This window comes from Stenotrophomonas sp. 14P6.2.3 (genome assembly GCF_057799055.1).
On record NZ_JBYOLA010000014.1, the window covers coordinates 1 to 26,583 of the forward strand.

General features: G+C 67.9%; 23 protein-coding genes and 2 pseudogenes. 9 read left to right on the plus strand and 16 right to left on the minus strand.

Going from position 1 to position 26,583, the window contains the following annotated elements:
* A pseudogene (locus AC27VL_RS12515) lies at positions 1-284 on the minus strand (hypothetical protein); the annotation flags it as partial.
* 48 nt (positions 285-332) lie between these two features.
* On the opposite strand from AC27VL_RS12515, the gene aroE reads away from it, so the two are divergent.
* From aroE to dinG, 3 genes and pseudogenes are all read left to right on the plus strand, one after another.
* Entirely contained in the window at positions 333-1,178 is an 846-nt protein-coding gene (gene aroE / locus AC27VL_RS12520; protein ID WP_205404502.1) for a shikimate dehydrogenase, read from the plus strand.
* A 3-nt stretch (positions 1,179-1,181) separates the two neighbouring features.
* The gene (locus AC27VL_RS12525; RefSeq protein ID WP_108265742.1) at positions 1,182-1,532 is read left to right on the plus strand and encodes a hypothetical protein; all 351 of its coding nucleotides are present in this window, start codon (positions 1,182-1,184) and stop codon (positions 1,530-1,532) included.
* A 197-nt stretch (positions 1,533-1,729) separates the two neighbouring features.
* Positions 1,730-3,787, plus strand: a pseudogene (gene dinG / locus AC27VL_RS12530) (ATP-dependent DNA helicase DinG); the annotation flags it as partial.
* A gap of 75 nt (positions 3,788-3,862) precedes the next feature.
* Here the strand turns inward: dinG and ilvD are convergent.
* On the minus strand, positions 3,863-5,701 hold the full coding sequence (gene ilvD / locus AC27VL_RS12535; protein WP_488766708.1) for a dihydroxy-acid dehydratase: 1,839 nt from the start codon (positions 5,699-5,701) through the stop codon (positions 3,863-3,865).
* Between the two features lie 498 nt (positions 5,702-6,199).
* Between ilvD and AC27VL_RS12540 the strand changes: the two genes are divergently transcribed.
* Together AC27VL_RS12540 and AC27VL_RS12545 are read left to right on the plus strand one after the other, a co-directional pair.
* Entirely contained in the window at positions 6,200-6,769 is a 570-nt protein-coding gene (locus AC27VL_RS12540) for a DUF1190 domain-containing protein (RefSeq protein ID WP_089237645.1), read from the plus strand.
* 7 nt (positions 6,770-6,776) lie between these two features.
* Positions 6,777-7,955, plus strand: a complete 1,179-nt coding sequence (locus tag AC27VL_RS12545) for a glutathionylspermidine synthase family protein (RefSeq protein ID WP_100553944.1) — start codon at positions 6,777-6,779, stop codon at positions 7,953-7,955.
* 142 nt (positions 7,956-8,097) lie between these two features.
* On the opposite strand, the gene AC27VL_RS12550 is transcribed toward AC27VL_RS12545, so the two are convergent.
* From AC27VL_RS12550 to AC27VL_RS12590, 9 genes are all read right to left on the minus strand, one after another.
* On the minus strand, positions 8,098-9,396 hold the full coding sequence (locus AC27VL_RS12550) for a DUF58 domain-containing protein (RefSeq protein ID WP_100553943.1): 1,299 nt from the start codon (positions 9,394-9,396) through the stop codon (positions 8,098-8,100).
* Complete coding sequence (locus AC27VL_RS12555) at positions 9,393-10,379, minus strand: AAA family ATPase (RefSeq protein ID WP_100553942.1); 987 nt, start codon at positions 10,377-10,379, stop codon at positions 9,393-9,395. The genes AC27VL_RS12550 and AC27VL_RS12555 overlap by 4 nt, the downstream gene beginning before the upstream one ends.
* On the minus strand, positions 10,376-11,560 hold the full coding sequence (locus AC27VL_RS12560) for a DUF4350 domain-containing protein (RefSeq protein ID WP_100553941.1): 1,185 nt from the start codon (positions 11,558-11,560) through the stop codon (positions 10,376-10,378). The genes AC27VL_RS12555 and AC27VL_RS12560 overlap by 4 nt, the downstream gene beginning before the upstream one ends.
* Positions 11,557-13,182 carry a DUF4129 domain-containing protein gene (locus tag AC27VL_RS12565; protein ID WP_100553940.1) on the minus strand — a complete coding sequence of 542 codons (1,626 nt, stop codon included), beginning with the start codon at positions 13,180-13,182 and terminating at the stop codon, positions 11,557-11,559. Before AC27VL_RS12565 ends, AC27VL_RS12560 begins: the two co-directional genes overlap by 4 nt.
* A complete protein-coding gene (locus tag AC27VL_RS12570; protein WP_191077644.1) occupies positions 13,172-14,164 on the minus strand; it encodes a stage II sporulation protein M in 993 nt (330 codons plus the stop codon). The genes AC27VL_RS12565 and AC27VL_RS12570 overlap by 11 nt, the downstream gene beginning before the upstream one ends.
* Positions 14,161-14,850, minus strand: coding sequence for an RDD family protein (locus AC27VL_RS12575; RefSeq protein WP_089237631.1), 690 nt, complete (start codon positions 14,848-14,850; stop codon positions 14,161-14,163). The genes AC27VL_RS12570 and AC27VL_RS12575 overlap by 4 nt, the downstream gene beginning before the upstream one ends.
* 124 nt (positions 14,851-14,974) lie before the next feature.
* Entirely contained in the window at positions 14,975-15,505 is a 531-nt protein-coding gene (locus AC27VL_RS12580) for a gamma carbonic anhydrase family protein (RefSeq protein WP_099819819.1), read from the minus strand.
* Positions 15,506-15,685: 180 nt separating this feature from the next.
* Complete coding sequence (gene mnmG / locus AC27VL_RS12585; protein ID WP_488766712.1) at positions 15,686-17,575, minus strand: tRNA uridine-5-carboxymethylaminomethyl(34) synthesis enzyme MnmG; 1,890 nt, start codon at positions 17,573-17,575, stop codon at positions 15,686-15,688.
* Between the two features lie 641 nt (positions 17,576-18,216).
* The gene (locus AC27VL_RS12590) at positions 18,217-18,699 is read right to left on the minus strand and encodes a hypothetical protein (protein WP_191077646.1); all 483 of its coding nucleotides are present in this window, start codon (positions 18,697-18,699) and stop codon (positions 18,217-18,219) included.
* A 159-nt stretch (positions 18,700-18,858) separates the two neighbouring features.
* Here AC27VL_RS12590 and AC27VL_RS12595 point away from each other — a divergent pair, with 159 nt between their 5' ends.
* Both AC27VL_RS12595 and AC27VL_RS12600 read left to right on the plus strand, forming a co-directional pair.
* Positions 18,859-19,821: a pyridoxal-phosphate dependent enzyme gene (locus tag AC27VL_RS12595; RefSeq protein WP_191077647.1), complete on the plus strand. Its 963-nt coding sequence runs from the start codon at positions 18,859-18,861 to the stop codon at positions 19,819-19,821.
* A complete protein-coding gene (locus tag AC27VL_RS12600; RefSeq protein ID WP_223880050.1) occupies positions 19,806-20,450 on the plus strand; it encodes a YdcF family protein in 645 nt (214 codons plus the stop codon). The genes AC27VL_RS12595 and AC27VL_RS12600 overlap by 16 nt, the downstream gene beginning before the upstream one ends.
* Positions 20,451-20,540: 90 nt before the next feature.
* On the opposite strand, the gene bioC is transcribed toward AC27VL_RS12600, so the two are convergent.
* The 5 genes from bioC to bioB all read right to left on the minus strand — a co-directional run bounded on the left by bioC (position 20,541) and on the right by bioB (position 25,379).
* Positions 20,541-21,425 carry a malonyl-ACP O-methyltransferase BioC gene (bioC, locus tag AC27VL_RS12605; protein ID WP_488766715.1) on the minus strand — a complete coding sequence of 295 codons (885 nt, stop codon included), beginning with the start codon at positions 21,423-21,425 and terminating at the stop codon, positions 20,541-20,543.
* 12 nt (positions 21,426-21,437) lie between these two features.
* Entirely contained in the window at positions 21,438-22,217 is a 780-nt protein-coding gene (locus AC27VL_RS12610) for an SDR family oxidoreductase (protein ID WP_488766717.1), read from the minus strand.
* A gap of 29 nt (positions 22,218-22,246) precedes the next feature.
* Complete coding sequence (bioH, locus tag AC27VL_RS12615; RefSeq protein ID WP_100553933.1) at positions 22,247-23,026, minus strand: pimeloyl-ACP methyl ester esterase BioH; 780 nt, start codon at positions 23,024-23,026, stop codon at positions 22,247-22,249.
* 18 nt (positions 23,027-23,044) lie between these two features.
* Positions 23,045-24,268 (minus strand): 8-amino-7-oxononanoate synthase, encoded by a 1,224-nt coding sequence (bioF, locus tag AC27VL_RS12620; RefSeq protein ID WP_100553932.1) that lies wholly within the window; start codon positions 24,266-24,268, stop codon positions 23,045-23,047.
* Between the two features lie 67 nt (positions 24,269-24,335).
* On the minus strand, positions 24,336-25,379 hold the full coding sequence (gene bioB, locus AC27VL_RS12625) for a biotin synthase BioB (protein ID WP_488766719.1): 1,044 nt from the start codon (positions 25,377-25,379) through the stop codon (positions 24,336-24,338).
* A 131-nt stretch (positions 25,380-25,510) separates the two neighbouring features.
* Here bioB and AC27VL_RS12630 point away from each other — a divergent pair, with 131 nt between their 5' ends.
* Positions 25,511-25,939: a hypothetical protein gene (locus tag AC27VL_RS12630; RefSeq protein WP_191077653.1), complete on the plus strand. Its 429-nt coding sequence runs from the start codon at positions 25,511-25,513 to the stop codon at positions 25,937-25,939.
* Positions 25,940-25,959: 20 nt separating this feature from the next.
* Positions 25,960-26,574: a hypothetical protein gene (locus AC27VL_RS12635; RefSeq protein WP_488766721.1), complete on the plus strand. Its 615-nt coding sequence runs from the start codon at positions 25,960-25,962 to the stop codon at positions 26,572-26,574.
* The last annotated feature ends 9 nt before the right edge of the window (positions 26,575-26,583 follow it).

Sequence of the window (26,583 nt, forward strand, 5' to 3'; positions counted from 1 at the left end):
CTGAAATACGGATCACGCACCTCGCCGGACACCGCCAGCGGCAAGGCCTGCGCCTGCTGCCAGCGGCCGTCGACCACGCGCGCCTGCCACAGCCCCCAGCCGGCCTCGCCACGGCGGGCGAAGACGATGCGCTGGCCATCGGCGCTGATCGTGGCCCGGCCCTCGTCGGCACGGGTGGAGACCACGCCCATGCCCTCGATGCCGTACTCGTTCAACGCCATCGCCACCGGGGCAGAGAGTAGACTGGCGGCGAGCACCAGCAGGGTCGGGGCGATACGCATCATCCAGGTCCATGCACGAAAGAGCACCAGTCTAGCCAGCTTGAGGATTCCATGACCGATCGTTACGCCGTCTTCGGACACCCCGTCGCCCACTCGAAGTCGCCGCAGATCCATGCTGCGTTCGGTCGCCAGGAAGGCATCTCCCTCGACTACCGCAGCATCGATCTCGCCCCGGACGCATTCCTGGCCGGGCTGGAGGCGTTCGCCGCCGAGGGCGGTGTCGGTGCCAACGTCACCTCACCGCACAAGGAAGCGGCATTCTCCGTGTGCACCACGCTGACCGCACGCGCGCGCCGCGCCGGCTCGGTCAACACTCTGCTGCGCAAGGGCGACCGCTGGCACGGTGACACCACCGATGGCATCGGTCTGGTGCGCGACCTCACCGACCGCCACGGCCTGGACCTGCGCGGCCGCCGCGTGCTGCTGCTGGGCGCCGGTGGTTCGGCGCGCAGCGTTGCGCCGGCGCTGCTGGATGCCGGCATCACCGAACTGGTGGTGGTCAACCGCACGCCGGAACGCGCCGACGAACTGATCGATGCCATGGGCGAGCCGGGCCGCGCGCTCAGCCGCTACTGGGACGATCTGCGCGACCTCGGAGATTTCGAGCTGATCCTCAACGCCACTTCGGCCGGCCGCGATCGCGACGCCGAGTTCAAGCTGCCGCTGTCGCTGGTCAATTCGATGACCACGGCGGTCGACCTGAACTACGGCGAGGCTGCCATTGCCTTCCTGGCCTGGGCGCGCGCCGCGCAGTGCCGCAACACGGTCGATGGCCTGGGCATGCTGGTCGAGCAGGCGGCCGAGAGCTTCCTGCAGTGGCACGCCGTACGCCCACAGACCGACGCGGTCTACCAGCAGCTGCGCGCCGGAGCCGGTGCCTTCGCCGGGCAGGACTGATCGATGGACAGCCAGGCTCTGATGGTCTCCCTGCTGACCATGGTCGGCGTGCGCCTGCCGGTGCTGATCGCCCTGTGCGTCGGCCTGGTCTGGGTGATGGGCGCGCCGCGCGATCCGGCACGCACCGGCGCGCTGACCGGCCTGCTGCTGTTGCTGGCGTCCAGCATGGGCAGCCTGCTGGCCAACCTGGTGCCGATGTGGATGGTCAGCAAGGGTGACTTCAGTGCGATCTCGCAGCTGAGCACCGTGCTGGGCGTGGTCCACTTCGGCCTGGCCATGCTGGATGCCGTCGGCACGGTACTGCTGGTCTGGGCATTGGTACGGCTGCTGCGGCAGCGCGCTGCGACGCCCTGACCGTGATGGCGGCCTTGGCCGCGTCGGTGGCGTTGCGGGGCGCTCATCCAGCCATGGCGCGACGCTGCTGACCCCGTTCAGCGCCCGCGCATCGGAGCCCGTGGCCGGCCATGCGACAATGACCGGCCTGACCCCGCTACGGTAGTTCTGGCGTGACCGAAACCGTCGCCGCCCCACGCAAGCTCGATGACACCTTGAAGGACGCGATCCGCAAGGCGTACACGACGCTGCAGGCCAATACCCCCGGCTTCTCCACCCGCCGCTCGCAGAGCCAGATGATCGGCGTGGTGTCGCGTGCGCTGTCCACCAGCGGCGGTGTGGGCGTGGTCGAGGCGCCGACCGGCGTGGGCAAGAGCCTGGGCTACCTGACCGCCGGCGTGCCGATTGCCCTGGCCAGCAAGAAGAAGCTGGTGATCAGCACCGGTACCGTGGCGCTGCAGTCGCAGCTGGTCGAGCGCGATATCCCGAACTTCCTCAAGGCAACCGGCCTGGAGGCGACCATCGCCCTGGCCAAGGGCCGTACCCGCTACCTGTGCACGCGCAACGCCGCCGAAGCGCATGGCGAGGGCGCGCAGAACGGCATGTTCGACGACGAGCAGCCGCTGTTCGACCGCCCGCTGGCGCCGATCGAGATGGACATCGCCAAGCGCCTCACCGTGGCCTTCAGCAACGGCAGCTGGGACGGCGACATCGACAACGCACCGGAAACCATCAGCCCCGGTCTGCGCGGGCGCATCACCACGCCGGCCTCGGGCTGTGCGGGGCGGCGCTGTGCATACTCGGCGCAGTGCGCGGTGCTGCGTTCGCGCAACACCGTGCGTGACGCGCAGATCGTGGTCACCAACCACGCGCTGCTGCTGTCGGCGCTGTCCATTGGTGACAGCGACAACGGGCAGCCGATGATCGCCGCGCCGTCGGACATGCTGCTGGTGCTCGACGAAGGCCACCACGTTGGCAATGTGGCCATCGATCAGGGCGCCGCCAGCCTCGCATTGGATGAAATGGCCAAGCGCACCGGCCGCCTGCAGATCCTGATCGCCGGCGCCTACCGCGCGGTCGACAAGGACCGCCTCGGCAACCTGCTGCCGAACGAAGCCATCGACGCGGCCAGCAACGTGGCCAAGGGCCTGCGCATGTTCCGCGACCACGTGGAAGCGGTGTGGATGCCGGCGCCGGCCGATGAGGAACCAATGTGGCGCGCGGCCAACGGGCGCCTGCCCGAGGCCTGGCGCGAGCCGATCGAGGCGCTGGCCGACGATACCCGCAGCCTCTACAACTGGGCGCACGCGGCCACCGCGCAGGTCGCCAAGGGCAAGCCGGACGATCCGGCACGCGAGCGCCTGCAGCGCAACCTGGGCATGGCCCTGGAGATGATCGAGCAGCAGTACAACCTGTGGCAGGTCTGGCGCCGCGAGGACAAGGAAGGCGCGCCGCCGATGGCGCGCTGGGTGACCGCTACCCGTGATGGCGACCTAGTGCTGCATGGCTCGCCGGTGTCGGCCGCGCACGTGCTGCGCAAGCTGTTGTGGGATGAAGTGGATTCGGTGGTGCTGACCTCGGCGACGCTGACCGGCGGCGGCGATTTCCAGGCGCTGGCGATCGACAACGGCATCCCCGAAACCGCCGAGATGGTCTCGTTGTCTTCCCCGTTCGACCTGCCCAACCAGGCCGAGCTGATCGTGCCGCCGTTCCCTGTCACGCCCGATGACCGCGAAGGCCATCCGCGTGAAGTAGCGCGCTACATCGGCAAGGAACTGGACTGGACGAAGGGCTCGATGGTGCTGTTCACCTCGCGCTGGAAGATGGAGAAGGTGGCGGGCCTGATGCCGGCCGCCAAGCGCAAGCAGGTGCTGGTGCAGGGCGAGATGTCGAAGACGCGCATGATCGACGAACACCTGCGCCGCGTGGCCGCCGGCGAGGGTTCGGTGCTGTTCGGGCTCAACTCGTTCGGCGAAGGCCTGGATCTTCCGGGTGAGGCCTGCACCACGGTGGTGATCACCCAGGTACCGTTCGCGGTGCCGACCGATCCGCAGACCGCCACGCTGAGCGAGTGGGTGGAAGCGCGTGGCCTCAATGCGTTCAACCTGATTGCGATTCCGCATGCGCTGCGCACGCTGACCCAGTTCGCCGGCCGCCTGATCCGCACCTCCACCGACACCGGCCGGGTGATCATCCTCGACTCGCGGCTGCTGACCCGTCGTTACGGCAAGCGCATCATCGACGCGCTGCCGCCGTTCAAGCGCACCATCGGCTGACCCTCCTAAAAGGGGACGGAGGGGATTAAGTCGTTTGTGGCACTTACGACTTAATTCCCTCCGTCCCCTTTTCTGTCAATCGCCGAGCAGGGCGGTGTTGCGCACGGCGCCCTTGTCGGCGCTGGTGGCTAGTAGGGCGTAGGCCTTCAGCGCGCTGGTGACCTTGCGCGGGCGCGGTGCACGCGGCTTCCAGCCACGCGCATCGGCGTCGGCGCGGCGTTGGGCCAGCGTGGCGTCGTCCAGCAGCAGGTCGATGCGCCGCGCCGGGATGTCGATGCGGATGCGGTCGCCATCCTCCACCAGACCGATCACACCGCCGCTGGCCGCTTCCGGAGAGACATGGCCGATCGACAGGCCCGAGGTGCCACCGGAGAAACGACCATCGGTCAGCAGCGCACATTGCTTGCCCAGCCCCTTCGACTTCAGGTAACTGGTCGGATACAGCATTTCCTGCATGCCCGGGCCACCCTTCGGGCCTTCGTAGCGGATCACCACCACGTCGCCGGGCTTCACTTCATCGGCGAGGATGCCGGCCACCGCCGCGTCCTGGCTTTCGAACACGCGCGCATTGCCTTCGAACACGTGGATCGATTCGTCCACGCCCGCAGTCTTCACCACGCAGCCGTCGACGGCGAGGTTGCCGCGCAGCACGGCAAGCCCACCTTCCTGCGAATAGGCATGCTCCAGCGCACGGATGCAGCCTTCGGCGCGGTCAACATCCAGCGACGGCCAGCGTGTGGCCTGGCTGAAGGCTTCCTGGGTGGGAATGCCGGCCGGGCCGGCCTTGAAGAACGTGTGCAGGGTGTCGTTGTCGCTGCGCATCACGTCCCAGCGATCCAGTGCTTCGCCGAGCGTGGCGCTGTGCACGGTGGGCACGGAGGTATCCAGCAGCCCGGCGCGGTCCAGCTCCCCGAGGATGCCGAACACACCACCGGCGCGATGCACATCTTCGACGTGGTACCTGGGCGAGTTCGGCGCCACCTTGCACAGTTGTGGCACGCGACGCGACAGTGCGTCGATGTGGGACAGGTCGAAGTCGACCTCCGCTTCCTGCGCGGCAGCCAGCAGGTGCAGGATGGTGTTGGTGGAGCCGCCCATGGCGATGTCCAGGGTCATCGCGTTGGCGAACGCGGCCTGGGTGGCGATGCTACGCGGCAGTGCGCGCGGATCCTCGCCGCCATACCAGCGGTGGCAGAGCTCGACGATCAGGCGGCCGGCACGGCGGAACAGCGCTTCGCGGTCGGCATGGGTGGCCAGAGTGGTGCCGTTGCCGGGCAGCGACAGGCCCAGCGCTTCGGTCAGGCAGTTCATCGAATTGGCGGTGAACATTCCGGAGCACGAACCACAGGTGGGGCAGGCGCTGCGCTCGTACTCGGCTACTTTCTCGTCGCTGGCGCTTTCGTCGGCGGCGATCACCATCGCATCAACCAGATCCAGCTTGTGCTCGGACAGCTTGGTCTTGCCGGCTTCCATCGGTCCGCCGGACACGAACACCACCGGAATGTCCAGGCGCAGTGCGGCCATCAGCATGCCGGGGGTGATCTTGTCGCAGTTGCTGATGCACACCAGCGCATCGGCGCAGTGCGCATTGACCATGTACTCCACCGAGTCGGCGATGATCTCGCGGCTGGGCAGCGAGTACAGCATGCCGTCGTGGCCCATGGCGATGCCGTCGTCCACGGCGATCGTGTTGAATTCCTTGGCGACGCCGCCGACCTGTTCGATCTCGCGCGCGACCAGCTGGCCAAGGTCCTTCAGGTGCACGTGACCGGGCACGAACTGGGTGAAGGAGTTGGCGATGGCGATGATCGGCTTGTGGAAGTCGCCATCCTTCATGCCGGTGGCACGCCACAGGGCGCGGGCGCCGGCCATGTTGCGGCCGGCGGTGGAGGTGCGGGAGCGGTATTCAGGCATGGCTGGCGGAACGGGCGGGCCGTACGACGTGGGGGTCGGTTGATCATGGCCAATTTTTTCGGTTGCTGCTGCAACCACCGGTGGTGGTCCGGCAGGGCTGCGCCCTGCACCTGCCGAATCAACGGCAACGGCAACGGCGTGCATTCCGTGGGATGGCGGGGTGGGTCCGGTGGCGGGGGACGCCGTAAATACGTCCATGTAGGCTCGGTCGCGCCATCCATGGCGCTCACGCCCCCGCAACCGGACCCACCCCGCCTTCGACAGTTGTCCGCGATCTGACAGGGTCGGATCCCGTTGCTGCACAGTGGGCTCTGACCCGATTCTTGCTGTTGGTAGGTGTCGACCTTGGTCGACACGTGGATCCACGCCATGCGTGGATGGAGCGAGGGAGAGAACGACGAAAATGAAAGATCGTTCATCTTTCCCACTTTGCCGATTCCGGTTGTTGGCCGGGATTTGGCATGATGGGGCATTGTTCCGACTTGAAGGCATGAGGCCATGAAACGTTCCCGCACCACCGCGCTGCTGCTGATGAGCGCTGCGCCGCTGCTGTTCACTGCCTGCCAGAAGGAAGAGCAGGTGCAGGTGCAGGAAGGCCTGTATACCTCGGTGGAGGCCTGCACCACGGCTACCGCCGATCCTTCTGCCTGCCGCAATGCATTTGCCGAGGCGCAGAAGAAGTCCGCCGATGCAGCGCCGAAGTACGCGACCAAGGAAGCCTGCCAACAGGACTACAAGCCTGAGCAGTGCGTGCAGCAGCACACCTCGGCCGGTACCTCGTTCATCGGCCCGATGATGATGGGCTTCTTCATGTCGCAGATGCTGAGCAACCGCGGTGGCCTGGCCCCGCAGGCGCCGGCGTCGGCGCCGGCCTACCAGGACAAGAGCGCCGGCTGGGCGCGTCCTGCCCCGGGTGGCAGCGGCGGCCTGAACACCGCCAGCGGCATCGGCGCGGGCAAGGCCGGGCTGGCCCCGGTCAGCAGCGAACCGAACCGTGCGGTGACCGCCAGCCGCAGCGGCTTCGGCAGCACCAGTGCGCGCCGTAGCGGCAGCAGCGTCGGCGGCTGATCAATCCATGCAACGTATCCGTATTGCCGAGCGCGCCCAGTGGCGGGCGCGCGCGGAGGAAGCCGGTTTCCGCTTCCACACCATCGAAGGCCAGCCGTACTGGGATGAAAGCGCGTATTACGCGTTCACCCTGCGCCAGATCGAACAGGACATCGAAGACCCCAGCGCCGAGCTGCATGCGATGGCGATGGACCTGGTTGGCGATGTCATCGGCAGCGAGCGCCTGATGGACCAGCTGGCGATCCCCGCGCATTACCGCGACTGGATCGCCGACAGCTGGCGCCAGCGCCAGCCGCATCTGTACGGGCGCCTGGATCTGGCCTACGACGGCACCGGCCCGGCCAAGCTGTACGAGCTGAACTACGACACGCCGACCTCGCTGTTCGAAGCCAGCTTCTTCCAGTGGCAGTGGCTGGAGGACCAGCGCAATGCCGGCCGCCTGCCGCAGCATGCCGACCAGTTCAATGCGATCCATGAAGCCCTGGTCGAACGCTTCGGCGAACTGGCCACGCAGCTGCCGCCGCCGCTGTACTTCAGTGCGGTGGGCAGCTCGGACGAAGACCGCGGTACGGTCGATTACCTGCGCGACTGCGCCTCGCAGACGGGCCTGCACGGGCAAGCGATCGCCATCGAGGATATCGGCCTGTCCCAAGATGGGCGCTTCACCGCGCTGGACGATACGGTGATCGGCACGCTGTTCAAGCTGTACCCGCTGGAAGACCTGATGGCCGAGGAATTCGGCCGCGCGCTGCCGGGCTCGGGCGTGCAGCTGCTGGAACCGGCGTGGAAGGCGGTGCTGAGCAACAAGGGCATCCTGCCGTTGCTGTGGCAGCGCAACGTTGGGCATCCGAACCTGCTGGAAGCACATTTCGATGACGGCAGCGCGCTGGCCTCGGGTTGGGTGCGCAAGCCGTTGTTCTCGCGCGAAGGTGCCAACATCGAGATGCACCTGGCCGACGGCAGCACGCAGCGCAGCGACGGCCCGTACGACGGTCCGGCCATCCTCCAGCGTGCGCACCCGCTCACCCGCTTCGAAGGCGGTTACCCGCTGATCGGCAGCTGGGTGATCGGCGACCACGCCTGCGGCATAGGCATCCGCGAAGACGACAGCGCGATCACCCGCGACAGCGCGCGCTTCGTGCCGCACGCGATCGTTGATGAGGCGCCGACGCGGATCTACGTCTGATGGCGTCCCCGGTGTGCAGCAACGCCGTTGGTAGATGCCGACCTTGGTCGGCGCCGTTGATTGTGTGCCAACCGAGGTTGGCAACTACCAGAGCAACGGGCCGGTAGCGCCGGGCCATGCCCGGTGTCCACGGCGCTACCGCTCAGAGCAACCCTTCGCGCTTCACCGCCAGGTAGCGTTCCACCAGCGCGGCGGGCAGCGCATCTGCGGTCACATCCAGCACCATCACCCGTTCGGCACGCAGCGCGTCATGCGCCTGCGCGCGCTGTTGCAGGTACAGCGCGGCGGCACCGGCCTGCGCGGCATCCTCGACCGTATGCACCTCGCCCTCCAGCGCGGCATCCAGCTCGCGCTCGCGCAGGCTGGCCACGCACACCAGGTGGCGGCGCTGCAGCAGGCGCACGGCAGCAAGCAGGTCTTCGATGTCTTCATCGCGCACGTTGCTGACCAGCATCACCAGCGCGCGTCGACGCTGGCGCAGTGATACTTCGGTGGCGGCGGCCAGGTAATCGGTGGCCACGGCCTGTGGCTGCAGGTCGTAGCTGGCGCGCAACAGGTGCTGCACCGTGCCCATGCCGCGCTGCGGCGCCACCCAGCGGCGCTCGCCGCCCACCGCGAACAGGCCGGCGGCATCGCCCTGGCGCAGCGCCAGGTAAGCCACCACCAGCGAGGCGTTCAAGGCATGGTCGAAATGCGAGAGCCCGCCTTCGCTGGCCAGCATGCGGCGGCCGCTGTCGAGCATCAGCAGCAGCTGCTGGTTCTTCTCGTCCTGGTACTCGCGCGAGATCAGCTTGCGCGCGCGTGCGGTGGCCTTCCAGTCGAGCTGGCGCAGGCTGTCGCCGATGCGGTACTCGCGCATCTGGTGGAAGTCGGTGCCCTCGCCACGCCGCCGTTTCACATGGGCGCCCACCAGGCGTGAGGCCTGGTCGGCACTGAACAGTGCGAAGCGGGTGAGCGGCACGAAGTTGGGATAGACCCGTACCTCCAGCGCCGGTGGCAGCGTGCGTTGCTGCCACCACAATCGCCACGGCGAGCGGATGCGCAGCTGCACACCCTCGAAGGCAAAGCGGCCGCGCTGCTGCGGCTGCACGTGGTAATGCAGCGAGCTGACATGGCCGGCCCGCAACTGCACGCGCTGCGGCATTGATTCCAGTGGCCAACCGCCCGGCACCAGATCGAACACATGCACGTGCATGGCCTGTTCGCTATGCAGGCGCAGGCCGATCTCGCGACGCACGCCCAGTGCCAGCGCTTCGGGCGCGTCGCGTTCGACGCTGGGCGACGGCCGTCGCCGTTGTCGCCACAGATCAACCAGTGCCAGCACCGCAATCAATGCGCCGGCCAGCGCCCAGCTCCAGCGCGGCAGCGGGCCGCCCAGCACCACGCCACCCAGCACAGCCCAGGCCAACAGCAACGCCAGCAGCAGCGGCGCAGGCCTCATCGGCGCGGCGCTTCGACCTTGGCCAGCAGCGCACCCAGTACGTCGTCGGCATCCTGGCCTTCGATCTGCAGCTCTGGTGCCAGTGCAATGCGGTGGCGCAGGGCAGGGCGGGCGATGTCGCGGACATCATCGGGGGTGACGAAATCACGCGCGGCCAGCACCGCCTGCGCGCGCGAGGCACGTACCAGGGCGATGCTGCCGCGCGGTCCGGCACCAACGGCGATGCCGGGCCACTGCCGGGTGGCGGCCACGATGCGCACCGCGTAGTCGATCACTTCGTCATCGACGGTGATCGCCGCGGTGGCCTGCTGCAACGCCAACAGTTCACCGGCACCGAGTACGCGGGGCACCTGGCTCAGGTCGAAATCGCTGGCGGCACGGCCGCTGGTGATCGCCGCGACCATGCGCTTCTCGTCTTCCAGCTGCGGATAGTCGATCAGCACCTTCAGCAGGAAACGGTCCAGCTGCGCTTCCGGCAGCGGATAGGTGCCTTCCTGTTCCAGCGGGTTCTGCGTGGCCAGCGCCATGAACGGCGGCGCCAGGGTGAAGGCCTTGCCTTCGATGGTGACCTGGCCCTCCTGCATCACTTCCAGCAGCGCGGACTGGGTCTTGGCCGGGGCACGGTTGATTTCATCGGCCAGCAGCAGGTTGGTGAACACCGGGCCACGGCGGATCTTGAAGCTCTCGCTCTTCGGGTCGTACACCGCATGCCCGCTGACGTCGCTGGGCATCAGGTCGGGGGTGAACTGCACGCGGCCATAGTCCAGTTCCAGCGCCTGCGCCAGCGCGCGCACCAGCAGGGTCTTGCCGAGGCCGGGCACGCCTTCGATCAGCACGTGGCCACCGGCCAGCAGGGCGACCAGGATCTGGTCAAGCACATCGGCCTGGCCGATGAAGGCGTGGCCGACGGCCTGGCGGATGGCGTCGACGCGTTCGATCAGGCGGGCGGTGGCGGCCGCCGGAAGTTCAGGGGCATCGGTCATAGCAGGGATCTCATCTGGAGCAGCAAGCGGATGCGCTCGCGCAGGGCGGAGGAATCATGCGGCGAAGGCGGCGTGAGTGCGCTGGTGACACGACTGACCGGCCATTGCAGCACTGCGGCGATGGCCTGGTCACGCGCGGCACCGTCGAGCGCGGCAGCCACGGGTGCACGCAGGCGCAGGCGATGCAGGAACAGCGCCTGCACGGCCTGGTAAAGACGCGCGCCATGGCCGAAGCGCAGCAGCAGTTCGCCACTGGCGCGGACGTGTTCCAGCAGCGAACGGCGCTCGATCACCGGTGCTGGCAGGGCACTGCCGAAGCGTTGCGCACGCGACCACAGCCAGCCGAGGATCGCCAGCAGCAGCGGCACCCACAGTGGCCAGCCCTGGTAGAAGATGCGCGCGCCCAGCGAGGGCGGGCGACTGCCGTACACCAGCCAGACCGTGCCCCGCCCATAGTTGGGATCGAGCAGGTAGCGCGTCAGGTCGCGGTGCGAGAGGTCATGCAGGCCATCGCGGGCGACGGCATCGACTGTGCGGCGGCGCGTTGATGCGTTCGGTCCTTCACCACGCATGACGTCCATGTCCGCCAGCACGTCGATGCGGCCCTTGCCGTGCGGCAGGCGCGCGAACACCAGCCCTTCGTTGCCGCCCCACCGGCGCTCGGCCGTGGCGTTGGCCTGGAAGCCCAGGCTGAAGCGCCGGCCGCCGCAGAACTCGACGTGGCTCGGATCATCGACCACGTGGAAGGGCTGGCAGTCGCTGCCATGGAACAGGCTGTCCACGCCGATCCTGTCCAGCAATGGCCCCTGCGTGCTGCCGGCATCATCCTCGGCCGGAGGTTGCGTGCGCAGCAGCAGATGGCCACCGGTATCCACCCAATCCAGCAGGGCCTGCGCAGTGCGCGGCGGCATGTCGGCGGTGTCCTGCAGCAGCACCAGCGTATCGGTGGCGGCCAGTGGCATCTGTGCCAGGTCCAACCGCTGCCTGGACTGCACCTCGATGCCGTCGGCGCGCAGGGCCTGGCCCAGCACATACAGCGGGTTGTAGCTCGCTTCGCCCTGCGGCGGCAGCACGACGGTCTCGGTCACCTTTTCGTGCGTGCGCAGGAAAAGGATCGTCAGCGGTACCCCGAACAGGACCAGCGCGCCCAGCAGCAATGACCAGAACAGGCGCGGATTCATGCCTGCCACCCGTACTGCTGGCGCAACGTGCTGGCCAACGCGTCGAAATCGCTGCGGGCAGGCAGGCGCCCACCGTAGGCGGCGTACTGCCACATGCGCACGATGCGCGCGAACAGTTCACGGTCGGTGCTGTCGGTCAGACGCCGCGAGGCACGCAGGCACTGTGCTTCGGTCGCACCAGGCGGCAAAGCGATGCCGGTGCGCTCCACCAGCGTGCGTACGCTGGCGCGATACAACAGGGCCAGCGCCTGCCGCGGTCGTCCCTGGTCCCACAGCAGGCCGGCCTGGGTCGCCACATCCGGCGGCAGCACCACCGGCATTTCCACCTGTTCTTCAGTGACCTGCGGTGCCTGCTTTTCTTTGCGGCGGCCGGAACCGCGCAACCACGGCAGCCACAGCCGCGCGGTCAACAGCAGCACCAGCAGCAGGACACCCAGCAGCCCCCACAGGCCCCATTCGGCGATCCGGGCCAGCCACAGCTGGCCGCTCTTGCGCGCCTTGCGGTCTGCGTCGCTGCCGCTGTCCTTCTGCAGATCCTTCTTGTCTTTCTTCTTCTCGGCCGCTTCTTCGATCGGCTTCCATCGGCTGACCTGCCGCGTCGGCCGCTGCAACGGATCTTCGTAAGCGCGGTTCACGGCCTGGCGGAAGCCAGCGGTATCCATCGCCTTGTCGCCGAAGATCACCGCCGGTGTATTGGCCGGATCGTTTTCCGCAGTGGCTGCTTCCTCGGCTTCTTCAGCGTCTTCGTCTTCCTCGGCGCTGGCCGTGGCGGTCTGCCCGGCGTCCGGCGTGTCGGCGTCCTGCGCGTGCGCGGGCGCCAACGGCAGCGCCAGGGACAGCAGCAGCACCAACGAAGAGGCGATGGGCAGCAAGCGTTCGCGCAGGCGGCGCAGGGCGATTTCCACGTCCCACGCTTCCATCTGCGTGCGCCGGTTCAAGTACAGGCCGAAGCCGGCGCCCACGTAGAACGGGCCGATCAGCGCCGCTGCCAGCCAGCACAGCAGGTTGAGGCCAAGCTTGGCCCACGCAGGCGCTTCCACGCTGACCATCGCCCACGCCGCGCGCCAGGATTCGGGCAGCAGTTCCAGGGGAATGAAGATGAAGATGGTTGCGATCGCGCCCACCACCAGCACCAGTTCGAAGGCCAGGCAGATCATCGCCAGCACCAGTGCAGGGCCTGCGGCGCCGGCAGCGACCGCTCGCCGGCGAGCACCGCGCTGTGCGGGCGCATTGCCCTCCAGCAGGTTGACCGGCAGGCACAGGCTGCGCAGACCGCTGAAGCGGCGCCAGCCCAGGTAGCCCCAGAAGCCACTGCCACCCCACTGCCGCTGCGCGCGCAGTGCAGCGCGCGGACCGACCCGCTCGCCGAAGATGCCGCGCGAAAGTACGTACAGCGGTGCGCGCTCGAACAAGGGCTTGCACCACCACATCGCCAGCCAGGCCCAGCCGAAGGCATCCAGCCACCAGGCCAGCGCATTGAACAGCACGAACAACGGCGCACTGGCCAGCAGCCAGCTGCCCCACACACCGCGTGCATGGCGGCGGGTCAGCGCGGTGCCCAGCTCCATTGCTTCCCAGCTGCTGCGCGCGCGCAGCACCACGTCCAGGTGGTCAATCCGCATGGCTGCCTCCGCGTCCACCGCGCCACAGCCACAGCAGCACGCCGGCCCACAGCACACCGGCCACGCTGAACTTCACTGCAGCCGGGATTTCGGCGATGGACGACCAGAACGCTTCCACGAACGCTGCCAGCAGCAGCATGAAGGCCGCGCCCAGGCACAGCCGCGCGCCGATGCGCCCCCCTTCAACCAGCGCATCCAGACGGCGGCGGCGCCCGGGCGCCAGCAGTTTCATGCCCAGCTGCAGGCCGGCACCGCCAGCGATCACGATCGCGGTCAGCTCGAACGCACCATGGCCGACCACGAAGCGCCAGAACGGGCCACCGTGGCCGATGTGCTGCAGATGGCCGGCCACCGCGCCGATGGTGATGCCGTTGAACAACAGCACCAGCAGCGTGCCCAATCCGGCCAGCAGGCCGCTGGCGAAGGTGCGCAGGGCGATGCCGATGTTGTTCATGATGTAGTAGCCGAACATCATCCAGTCGGTGCCGCTGTCGCGGCCCAGGCGCTCGGCGGATGGATCGTACATGCGTTCCATCTCGGCGATCTGGCTGTTGTCCATCAGCAGGTGGATGCTGTCCGGGTACACCTGCACCAGCACGAAGCAGGCCAGCGCGGGCACCGCGAACATCGCCAGCGCCGCCCACATGCTGCGCGCCTGGCTGCGTACCAGCAGCGGGAAATCAGCGACCAGGAATTCCAGTGCGCGCCGCCAGCGGGTGGGTGGCGTGCGGTACAGCACGCCATGGCCGTCCTGCATCAGCTGCTGCAGACGCTGCACCAGCTGCGGGCTGTAGCCGCGTTCGCGGGCCAGCGCCAGCTGCTGGCACAGCCGTCGGTAGCGCTGTGGGAAGCTGACATCGCCGGCCTCCTCTGCACCCGGCTTGCGCCGACGCCGACGCGAGGCACCGGCGCGATGCTGCAGCCACTGCTCCAGGTCATGCCATTCCTGTTGATGGCGGGCGACGAACTGTTCCTGCTTCATCGTCGACCCAGCAACCAGTTGGCCATCGCATACAGGCGCAGCACGCCGACCTGGCCGGACGCACTGGTCAATGGCTCAGCGATGCCGGCCAGCTCCTGCTGGCGCGCGGGAGACAGGCGTGGCGCGCGCTCGGCGAAGGCCATCACTGCCGCCTGTTCCTCCGGCCGCAGCGGTTGCGGCGGGGCCAGCACGCTGTCGATGGTGGCCGGCGGCGGCAGGTAGTGCGGTGGCGAATGCACCACCATCGTGCCGGCAACCAGATCGCCCAGGCGGCGGCCATGCGGATCGAACAGGCTGCTGATCAGGCCCAGCGCGTAGCCGAAGGGCAGCATGTCCACGGTGCGCAGCAGGTTGCGGGTGATCGAAGCCATCCAGCCCACCGGTGCGCCATCCTGTGCCAGCACCCGCAGGCCAAGAACACGTTTGCCGAGGGTGCGGCCCCACAGCGCTTCGCAGACGATGGGGTAGGCCCACATCAGCAGGAACATCAGCGCCATGTACAGGCCGCGGCCGAACTCATCGAGCAGGGCCAGCGGAATGGACAGCGCGGTCAGCGCGCCGAAGCGGACTGCCAGGTCGATCAGCCAGGCCAGGGCGCGCGGCATCGGTCCGGCCGCAGGCAACTGCAGCGGCACGCCTTCCGGCGTTACCACCTCGCGGTAGGTATCGAGCATCGGCGCGGCCATCAGCGCGATGGCCGCCGAAGTGGGCGCTGGAGTCCTCTCCGGCGTGCAGCCACGGGCATGGGGGTCTCGACGGTTCCTGGTCGGGCCCAGACTTTAGCAGAGCCCGGCCACCGGCGATGCGGCCTCAGCCCAGGTACTCGTCCTTCAGCCGCACGTAGTGGTCGGCCGAATAGTGCAGCGACTCGATCTCCTTGTCGCTGAGCGTGCGCGCCGGACGGGCGGGGTTGCCCACCCACAGTTCGCCTTCGCCCACCACCTTGCCCGGGCCGACCACTGCACCGGCACCGACGAAGCCATGGCGCTCGACCCGGGCACCGTCGAGGATGCACGCGCCCATGCCGATCAGGCTGTAATCGCCGATGCTGCAGGCGTGGATGATGCAGCCATGGCCGACAGTCACGCCTTCGCCGATCAGGGTCGGGTAGCCGGCCTTGTTGTACGGGCTGTGGTGGCTGACGTGGATGATGGTGCCGTCCTGCACGTTGGTGCGTGCACCGATGCGGACGAAATTGACGTCGCCGCGGATGACCGTGCCCGGCCAGACCGACACGTCGTCGGCCAGTTCGACATCACCGATGATGGTGCAGGCCGGATCGACATACACGCGCTGGCCGAGCACCGGCATCTTGTCGCGGAAAGGGCGCAGCGGGGTCATCGGTGTCTCCAGCAGATCAGGGCAATCGCGATGATGATACGCGCTCCGCCGATGCCGACCCCGCGGGCGCCTGCCGCGACCGGGATGCTTCATGCATCCGTGTCGACCAAGGTCGACACCTACCAGAGCGGACCGCGAGTAGATCCACGCCATGCGTGGATGGCATTTGCCGATCCCGCGTTACGCCACGCGTCCGCGCCGCGCGCGCTCCAGGTGCACCAGCAGCAGCGAGATCGCCGCCGGGGTCATGCCCGGAATGCGCTGTGCCTGGCCGATGGTCTGCGGACGAACGCGCTCCAGCTTCTGCAGCGCTTCGGCTGACAACCCGCGCACGATGGCGTAGTCGAAATCGCCGGCAATCGGGGTTGCTTCATGCCGCTGCTGGCGCTCGATCTCCTCGCGCTGGCGATCCAGGTAACCGGCGTACTTCACCCCGATCTCTACCTGTTCGGCCACCTTGCCATCGGCCACGGCGGGGCCGAGCGAGGGCACCTGCATCAGCTGCGCGTAATCCAGTTCCGGGCGCTTGATCAGGTCCAGCACGTTGGTTTCGCGGCTGACTGCCACGCCGAGCGTTTCCTGTACTTCGCGGCCCAGCGCATTGGCCGGGGTCGCCCACAGCGCGCCCAGGCGGGTGCGTTCTGCGGTTACGGCGGCCTGCTTGGTTTCGAAGGCACTCCAGCGATGGTCATCGACCAGGCCCATGTCGCGGCCGGCCGGGGTCAGGCGCTGGTCGGCGTTGTCTTCGCGCAGCTGCAGGCGGTATTCGGCGCGGCTGGTGAACATGCGGTACGGCTCGTTGGTGCCGTGGGTGATCAGGTCGTCCACCAGCACGCCGAGGTAGGCTTCGTCGCGACGCGGGCACCAGCCATCCAGGCCACGCACCTGGCGAGCGGCATTGAGGCCGGCCAGCAAGCCCTGCGCGGCCGCTTCTTCGTAACCGGTGGTGCCGTTGATCTGGCCGGCGAAGAACAGGCCGTTGACCAGCTTGGTTTCCAGCGAGGCTTTCAGCCCGCGCGGATCGAAGAAGTCGTATTCGATGGCGTAACCAGGGCGGGTGATGTGCGCGTTGGCGAAACCGCGGATGCTGCGCACCATCTCCAGCTGCACGTCGAACGGCAGCGAAGTGGAAATGCCGTTGGGATAGATCTCGACGATGCCCAGGCCTTCCGGCTCGACGAAGATCTGGTGGCTGGCCTTCTCGGCGAAGCGCACCACCTTGTCTTCGATGGACGGGCAGTAGCGCGGGCCGATGCCTTCGATCTGGCCGCTGTACAGCGGCGAGCGGTGCAGAGCGTCGCGGATGATCTGGTGGGTCTGCTCGCTGGTATGGGTGATCCAGCAGCTGACCTGCTGCGGATGCTCATCCACCGAACCGAGGAAGGACATCACCGGGCGCGGCGTGTCGCCGGGCTGCTCGTCCATCACGCTGTAGTCCAGCGAACGGCCGTCGATGCGCGGCGGCGTGCCGGTCTTCAGGCGGTCCACCTGGAACGGCCGCTCGCGCAGGCGCGCGGCCAGCGTGGTGGCCGGCGGGTCACCCATGCGGCCAGCGGCGTACTGGGTCGGGCCGACGTGGATCTTGCCGGCCAGGAAGGTGCCGGCGGTCAGCACCACGGCCTCGGCGTCGAAACGCAGGCCGGTCTGGGTGATGACCCCGCGCACGTGGTCGCCCTCGATGACCAGGTCATCCACCGCCGCCTGGAACACGGTCAGGTTGGCCTGGCCCTCGACGATGGCGCGGATCGCCATGCGGTACAGGTTGCGGTCGGCCTGGCAGCGGGTGGCGCGCACGGCCGGGCCCTTGGAGGCATTGAGCGTGCGCCACTGGATGCCGGCGCGGTCGGCGGCATGCGCCATCGCACCGCCGAGGGCGTCGATTTCCTTGACCAGATGGCCCTTGCCGATGCCGCCGATGGCCGGGTTGCAGCTCATCGCCCCCACCGTTTCGATGTTGTGGGTCAACAACAGGGTGCGCACGCCGGTACGGGCCGCAGCCAGCGCGGCCTCGGTGCCGGCGTGGCCGCCGCCGATGACGATGACGTCGTAACGATGGAAGGAATCGATCATGGAGGCTGTTCAGCAAGGGGCAGGCGCGGCCGGGGGGCCATGCCGGGGTGGCGATTTTAGCGCCAATCGGGGCAGGGACGCCGGCGCCGGTCGGCTGGCGTCGAAATCAACCCTAAAGTTGGCAGGATATTTGCAGATAACCCAATAGCACCCACCGTGGCTGGCGCCGCAGGCGCTGGTGACCGGAATTGGAACAGGGGCCGGTACAGGCGCACGGTGGGGAAGCAGAGGGGCCGGCAGTCGGGGGACTGTCCGGCCCTGTTTTTTTTTGTGGCTTCCGGGAAAGCGTCATCCACGCATGGCGTGGATCTACTGTCCTGGTGCCCGGGCTGCGACCAGACATGGCGTGAAAACGGCTCCCGCGCGCAGTGTCCAGGTAGATCCACGCCATGCGTGGATGCCGTTGCGGCGCCCCGGAACAACAAACGGCCCCGCAGTGCGGGGCCGTTCGTCTTCAAAGGTGCCGACATCCGACAGGGCCGGAACAGGGGGGATCCAGATGTTCCTGTCGGATATCGACGCAGAGCTGTTTGGGACGTGCCCTTAACGTTTTTGTCACTTTGTGACGCGGGCCGTCACCACCTGCGTAGATTGAGGCTTGGACCGTGTGAAATGCAAGACGGAACAGCCACAACTGTGCGCTATCTCTCTTGATCCATCGCACGCCAGGGGGAACTGTTCATCCTCGGCGCACGCGGAGCCGGAGCCGGTCGTGCCTGCGGCGGCGGCGACGGGCGCTCGACCCGCTGCGCGGGCTGCGGCGGACGACGCATTGAATCCATGTTGCGCCAGGGCGAGCCGCCATTGTTCTGGCGCGGCGGCGGCGGCGGGCGGTTCTCGCCGCCATTGCCCGGACGCGGTGGCGGGCGGTGGTTGTTGTGCGGCGGGCGGTAGATCGGCCGCTGGTAGTACGGGCCGCCGTAGCCGTAATAGCCACCGCCGTAGCCGCCATAGCCACCGTAATACGGGTAGCCGGCGTCATAGGGGTAACCATTGGGGTAGCGGTACTCCACCGACGGCGCACCGTGGTAGTAACCACCGCCGCGGCCACCGACATAGTCGTAAGTGGTGCAACCGGTCAGGGCCAGCAACAGGCCACCGGCAAGCATCAGGCGCGTTTTCATGATGGGTCCCCCCAGAGGACGGGTATGCAGGCAGCTTCAGCCGCCAGCGTTGAATCAGCCCTTAACTCCACCGCCCAGGATGAATGGCGGTGTACGCCAGCATGCTGGCATGACCGATGGCGCCCTCGCCAGCGCGGAGGCATAAGTTAATCTTGCGTCATGAGCGATTCACTGTTGCCCCGCGCTGATGACGTCCTTGCCGCCGCTGCGCGGATAGCGCCCCATGCCAGCGTGACCCCGGTGCTGCGCTCGCGCACGCTGGACGCATTGGCTGGTGCGCGACTGGCGTTCAAGGCCGAGCACCTGCAGCGGGGTGGCGCGTTCAAGTTCCGTGGTGCCTGCAATGCGGTGTGGTCGCTGGATGCCGATCACGCCAGTGCCGGTGTGGTGACCCATTCCTCGGGCAATCACGGCGCCGCCTTGGCGCTGGCTGCCCGCACGCGGGGCATCCCCTGCCACGTGGTGGTGCCCGAAGGGGCGGTGGCCGCCAAGCTGGCCAACATCGCCCGGCATGGTGCCACCCTCTGGCGCTGCCCGGCCACCATCGCCGACCGCGAGGCCACCTGCGCCAAGGTGCAGGCCGATACCGGCGCCACTCTGGTCCACCCGTACACCAACCCCGCAGTGATGGCCGGGCAGGGCACGGCCGCGCTGGAGCTGCTGCACAGTGAGGGTCCGTTCGACGTGCTGGTGGTGCCGGTGGGCGGCGGTGGCCTGGCCAGTGGGACCGCGTTGGCCCTGCAGCACGCAAGCCCGGGCACCCGGCTGGTGCTGGCCGAGCCGGCTGGTGCCGACGACACCGCCCGTTCGCTGGCAACCGGCAAGCGGCAGGAGGCATTTGCCCCGGACACGATCTGCGATGGACTGCGCACGCTGATCGGTGCACCCAACTTCGCGTTGCTGCAGGCCGCAGGTGCCGAGGTCATCGTGGTTGACGATGCCGCCACCGTGGCGGCGATGCGCCTGCTGTGGGACGTGCTCAAGCAGGTGGTCGAACCGTCCTCGGCGATCGTGCTGGCGGCGGTGCTTGCGCAGCCTGCGCGCTTCGCCGGCCTGCGCGTGGGGCTGGTGCTGTCCGGTGGCAATGTCGATCTGCCTGCCCTGCGTTGGGGAGCGCCGTGAGCCGCGGCCGCCATCGCGAACGTACCGGCCTGCTCGGTTGGTTGTGGCGGTTGTTCGTGTTGCTGGTGATCTGGCTGCTGGGCGTGACCGCCTGGATCGTCTGGGTCGGTGAACGCGACCAGGCGGCCAAGGCGGACGCGATCATCGTTCTCGGCGCGGCCGCCTATGATTCAAAGCCCTCGCCGGTGTTTGAAGAACGCATCCGCCATGGCCTGGATCTGTACGACGCCGGCTACGCGCCACTGCTGATCTTCACCGGTGGCTATGGCGGCAGCGGCGCGCGCTTCTCGGAATCGCAGGTGGCCCGGCGCTATGCGCTCAAGCACGGCATTCCCGATGACGCGATCCTCATCGAGACCGCCTCGCGCAATACCGTGCAGAACCTGGTCGAGGCCAAGCGGCTGATGGACCAGCGCAAGCTGCATTCGGTGATCATCGTCAGCGACCCGCTGCACATGGCGCGCGCGCTGCGCCTGAGCAAGGCGCTGGGTATCCAGGCGTTGGCGTCTTCCACGCCGAGCACGCGCTTCCGCAGCTTCCATACCAGCTGGCGCTTCCTGGTGCAGGAGATCTACTTCTTCCACCGTGATCTTGTGCGGCCGCCGCTGAGTTCACCGGCCAATACCTGAGCGGCTGCCGCTGCGCTCGCCGGGCATGGCCCGGCGCTACCCATGACGCGCGCCCGGTAGCGCCGGGCCATGCCCGGCGGCGCCTTCGAATCAGGTCTGCTTGCGCCGGATCGGAATCGCCGACACCGGCACGGAAGCAATGTCATGCCCGCCTTCGCGGATCGGTGCGCCCGGGTCGGGTGCCCAGGCATGGGCGTAGATCACTTCCCAGCTGCTGGGCAGCTTGCCATCGTCACGGCGCATCGGTTCGTACGCCGCCGCGGCCGCCGCAAACCGACCGCGACCGGTCAACGTATGGCGGCGATCGACGCGTGCGTTGGTCGCGCCCATCGCGCGCAGCTCGCGCATCAACGAAGGCAGATCGTCGTAGGTGAGGGTGAACAGGTCGCGGTCGAGTACCGGATCGCGGAAGCCGGCCATCATCAGCGCATCGCCGAACTGGGCGATCTGCGCGAAGCGGCTCACGTGCGGGCGGTCATCGGCGGCGGCGAAGGCTTCATTGAGTTCGATCAGCGTTTCCGGCCCGAAGGTCGAACACAGCAGCAGCCCACCGGGCTTGAGCACGCGGCGGAAACCGGCGAACACCGCCGGCAGGTCATCCACCCACTGCAGGCACAGGTTGCTGAAGATCACATCCACGCTGTTGTCGGCCAACGGCAGCGCGGTCGCATCGGCGGCCAGGCGTTGGAACGGCTTCCACCAGCCGGCCTGGCGCTTGGCCTGGTCCAGCATCGGCAGCGCCACATCCAGCGCGATCACCTGCGCCTTCGGCCAGCGTTTCTTCATCAGCGCGCTGGCATGACCGGTGCCGGCGCCGATATCCAGCACCACGTCCGGCTTGCGCGCCTCCAGGTAATCCAGCGATTCCAGCAGCCGCGACTGCACCTCGCGCTGCAGGGCGGCAGCAGCGTCGTAGCTGCTGGCGGCGCGGGCAAAGGCGCGACGGACATGGCGGGTATCGAAGTGGGACGGCATTGCAGAAGTCTCTTAGAACGTACCGGGGTAGGCGCCGCCGTCGATCAGCAGGTTCTGTCCGGTGAGGTAGCCCGCCTGTGCGCTGCACAGGAAGGCGCAGGCGGCGCCGAATTCGTCCGGCGTACCGAAGCGGCCAGCGGGGATCTGCTGGCGGCGGCGTTCGGCCACAGCCTGCGCATCACCATCCTGCCCCGCGGCGTGGGCGAAGTTGGCGCGCAGGCGGTCGGTATCGAACTGGCCGGGCAGCAGATTGTTGATCGTGACGTTGTGGGCAACGGTGCGCCGCGCCAGCCCGGCGACGAAACCGGTCAGGCCGCTGCGCGCGCCGTTGGACAGGGCCAGCGTATCGATGGGTGCCTTCACCGATGACGAGGTGATGTTGACGATGCGGCCGAAGCCGCGTTCGATCATCGCGTCCACGGTGGCGCGGATCAGCGCGATCGGCGCCAGCATGTTGGCGTCCAGCGCGGCGATCCAGTCGTCGCGCTCGAACGTGCGGAAGTCGCCCGGCGGCGGGCCACCGGCGTTGGTCACCAGGATGTCGACCTGCGGGCAGGCGGCCAGCGCGTGGGCGCGGCCCGCCTCGGTGGTGACGTCGGCGGCGATCGCGCGTACTTCAGCGGCACCGGGCAGCGCGCGCAGTTCCGCAGCCGCGGCCTGCAGCGCAGCGTCACCGCGGGCGACGATGACCACGTTCACGCCTTCGCGCACCAATGCGCGCGCGCAGCCCAGGCCAAGCCCCTTGCTGGCGCCGCAGACCAGTGCCCAGCGGCCGGAAATGCCCAGATCCATGCGTCAGTCCTGCAGAAGCGTTGGGAGGCTCATTGTCCGCCATCGGCCGGTGACAGGCCGGCAACGAAGTGTTGCAGAGCGGCTGCCACTTCATCGGCATGGCCGAGGAAGGGGGCGTGGCCGCCATGGGCGACGGTCAGCGACTGTCCGCCCGGCGCCAGCGCGGCAGCGGCCTGCATCGCGGCCGGCGAGACCAGGCGGTCGCGCTGGCCGGCAATCCACAGGCTGGGCTTGCCCAGTGCGGGCAGGGCGCCGCGCAGGTCGGTGTTCTCCAGCAGCTGCAGGCCCTCGCGCAATGCGCGTTCGGTAGGCGCACCGCGTTCGACCAGGCGCTGGCGCAGGGTGCGCAGTTCCTCGCGGGCATGCGCCGAACCCATCACGTCCAGTGCCAGGAAACGCTCCAGGGTGCCACTGAAGTCCTGCGCCAGGTCACGACCGAACTGCTCGAACACCGACGGCTCCACAGCGTGCGGCCAGTCATCAGCGCGCACGAAGCGCGGCGTGGCGGCGATCATCGCCAGACCACGTACCTTCGGCAGCGTGGCCGCCGCGTGCAGCGCGAACAGGCCACCCAGTGACCAACCGCACCACACCGCCGGCGGTGTGGCCGCGGCAATGGCGTTGACCACGAACGGCAGACGCAGCGGCGTGCTGTCGTCTCGGCTGTGGCCGTGGCCGGGCAGGTCGACCAGATGCAGCGTGAACCGATCGGCCAGACGCTGCACCAGCGGCGCAAATACGCCGCCCTGCAGGGCCCAGCCGTGAATCAGTACCAGGTCCGGCCCATGGCCGGTCACTTCGATATGCATGGGGAACTACACGATCACTCAGGCCAGCGCCGGCAACGACGGCGGCAGCACTTCGCGCGCGGCAAAGGCCACGCGGTCGCGTGCAACGGCGATGGCTTCGACCAGGCCGCGCACCTGTTCGGTGGTGTGCAGCGCGGACAAGGTGACGCGCAGGCGCGCCTTGCCCTCCGGCACGGTCGGTGGGCGGATCGCGCCGACCAGCCAGCCGGCCTGTTCCAGCGCCTGCGACATCGCCACGGCGGTGTGGTCGTCGCCACAGAGCAACGGCTGGATCGGCGTTTCCGATGCCATCAGATCCAGCCCGTGACGGCGCGCTTCGCCGCGGAACAGTGCAATCAGATCGGCCAGCTTCGCGCGCCGCCAATGATCGCGTCGGGCCAGCCGCACCGCTTCCAGCGCGGATGCCGCCAATGCCGGCGCCATGGCGGTGGTGTAGATGTAGGGGCGTGCGGTTTCGGCCAGATGCTCGATCAGGTCTTCGCGGCCGAGCACCAGCGCGCCGGAACCACCGAGCGCCTTGCCCAGGGTGACCAGCTGCAGCGGCACATCGTCCACGCCCAGGCCGGCGGTGGCGACCGCGCCACGGCCATCGCCAAGCACGCCCACGCCATGCGCATCGTCCACGTAGAACAACGCCTGCTGCAGGCGCGCGACCAGCGACAGCGCACGCAGCGGCGCGATATCGCCATCCATGCTGAAGACACCATCGGTGGCCAGCATCGCCGCGCCATCGGGCGCATGCTTGAGCTGGCGCATCGCACCTTCCGCATCCAGGTGCGGGTAGCGGCGCAGGCGCGCGCCGGCCAGCCGCGTGGCATCGAGCAGACTGGCGTGGTTGAGCTTGTCCTGCACGCAGACATCGTTCTCTTCGCTCAGCAACGCCTGCTGCACGGCCAGGTTGGCGGCGAAGCCACTGCCGAACAGCAGCGCACGCGGGTAACCGAGCCACTCGGCCACTTCGCGTTCCAATGCGTCATGCAGCGCGTGGTGGCCGCAGACCAGGTGCGAAGCACCTGCGCCAGCACCTTCGCGCGCGGCGGCGTCCTGCAGTGCGTTGACCACGCTGAACTGCTGGGCCAGGCCCAGGTAATCGTTGCTGCAGAAGCCGGTCAGCCAGCGCCCATCGACTTCCAGGCGCACACCATCGCGACGGGTGACCGTGCGCCGCGGGCGGCGACGGCCTTGTGCATCGCGCAACGCGCGCTGGGCTTGGAGGCGGGCGGTCAGGTCGGGGCGTGCCATGGCGGCTGGATGCGGCGACGGGGCGGCTAGGGTAGCGCGTTGCCGCGACGCCTGCTTGGCCGCCGGCTCAGGCCGCGTGGGCGCAGCCGCAGCCGGGGGCATCGGCGCTGATATCGGCATGCACGGTGCCGCCATGGTCGTGACCGTCGGCGTCTACCTGCACCGCCATCGGCTGCAGGCCCAACCGTGCGAACAGGGCCATGTCGCGCTCGCTTTCCGGGTTGCCGGTGGTCAGCAGCTTGTCGCCATAGAAGATGGAGTTGGCGCCGGCCAGGAAGCACAGCGCCTGCAGTTCGTCACTCATCGCTTCGCGGCCGGCCGACAGCCGCACCATCGAACGCGGCATGGCGATGCGCGCCACGGCGATCATGCGCACGAACTCGAACGGGTCCAGCTCGGCACTGCCATGCAGCGGTGTGCCGGCGACCTGCACCAGCTTGTTGATCGGCACCGAATCGGGATGTGCCGGCAACGTGGCCAGCGCCAGCAGCAAGCCGACGCGCTGCGCGCGCGTTTCACCCATGCCGACGATGCCGCCGCAGCAGGTCTTGAGCCCCGCATCGCGCACATGGCCCAGCGTATCCAGGCGATCCTGGTACTGCCGGGTATGGATGATCGAGTCGTAGTAGTCCGGCGCGGTATCGAGGTTGTGGTTGTAGTAGTCCAGGCCGGCGTCCTTCAACGCGCGCGCCTGCTCGCCACTGAGCATGCCCAGCGTGGCGCAGGTTTCCAGGCCCAGCGCCTTCACTCCGGCGATCATCGCAGCCACCTTCGGAATGTCACGGTCCTTCGGCGAACGCCAGGCCGCACCCATGCAGAAACGCGAAGCACCGGCCGCCTTCGCCTGGAGTGCCTTGGCCAGCACCGCGTCGGTGTCCATCAGCTTCTGTGCGTTGACCCCGGTGCTGTAGCGCTGCGCCTGTGGGCAGTACGCGCAGTCTTCCGGGCAGCCACCGGTCTTCACCGACAGCAGCGTGGAGACCTGTACCTGGGCCGGGTCGAAGTGCTCGCGGTGGACGGCGGCGGCGCGGAACAGCAGTTCCGGAAAGGGCAGGTCGAACAGCGCCTGCAGTTCGTCGTGGTGCCAGTCGTGGCGGATGGCGGTTGCCATGGCGGGACCTTGGAAGGGCTGGAGCGAGGGCGCAGTCTGGGTGGCTCGTGGCGAGCTGTCAACTGTTGCGGATATTGATAAGTTTACATTGCGTCCGAAGTTTAGACTGGGCGCTCACGCAAAGGATTGCCATGAACAACCCATTGATCGCCGTACTGAAGGCCGTGGCGGCGAACGCGCTGCAGGCGACGGCCATTGCCACTGCCTTGATGCTGACCCCCATTCCCGGCATCGCCCTGGCGACGACGCAGTGCGTGCTCCCGGCTGCCGATGGCGATGACATTCCTCCCTCGCCGCCCTCGGTGACGGGGAAGATCGTGAAGATCCACGATCACCGGCTGACGGTCCAGACCAAAGCAGGCTTGGTTCACCGCACTATCGTCAACGAGGGCACTGGTCTGTGGACGGTCTATGGCGGCGGTATCGAGGAGACCGACCTCAAGGTGGGGCAGCACGCATTGATCTGGTTGCAGGATTGCAGGCATGTGGGAAAGGGACCGCAGGTCGCAGCTGTCGTGCAGATCTGCTCGCTTGCCGCCGAAGCATGTGCAGAGCGATAAGGCATCTCGAGGAGATGAGCATGTTCAGAAGTTGCACGACCGTCCTACTGGCCATGGCCGGCGCAGGACTGATCCTTTGTTCGGCGAGGCAGGCGCAGGCCATGCAGGCAAGCACCCCGTATCCCACGGATGCCACAAGTTCCATTGGCCCGACTGCGGCACAAGTCGCGGAGAACGTGCGAATCCGCGAGGCGATCTTCAATGGCGAAGGCGGCAATCCCAGATTCGCCGACTACCCCGTGACAAAGTTCTACAGCGGGCCGACCGCATCGCTGGATCTCAGCGATCCGCGCGCCCGCATGTTCAGGACGCGCCTGTCTGCAGCCCTGAAGGACGGAGAGGTCCGCTTTGCCGGCGAGTACACGCTGGTGGGCTGGGGTTGCGGCACCAGTTGTGTTTCGATGACCTTCGTCAGCAAGCGTACCGGCAAGCTCGCTACGCCATCGCTGGGCGGAGAGCTCGGCCCGATGGTGGTCAAGGTCGATCCGCACAGCGCGCTGGTAGTGGCCGAGGGCGGGGAGTTCGACGACAACTACGCAAGGACCGGCAACTTCGCGTTCTTCTACGTGCTGGAAGGACGCGCGCTCAAGTTGATCCGCAAGGTGCCGTTGCCGGTGGCACTGGGCGAGGAGTGAGCGGCTGGA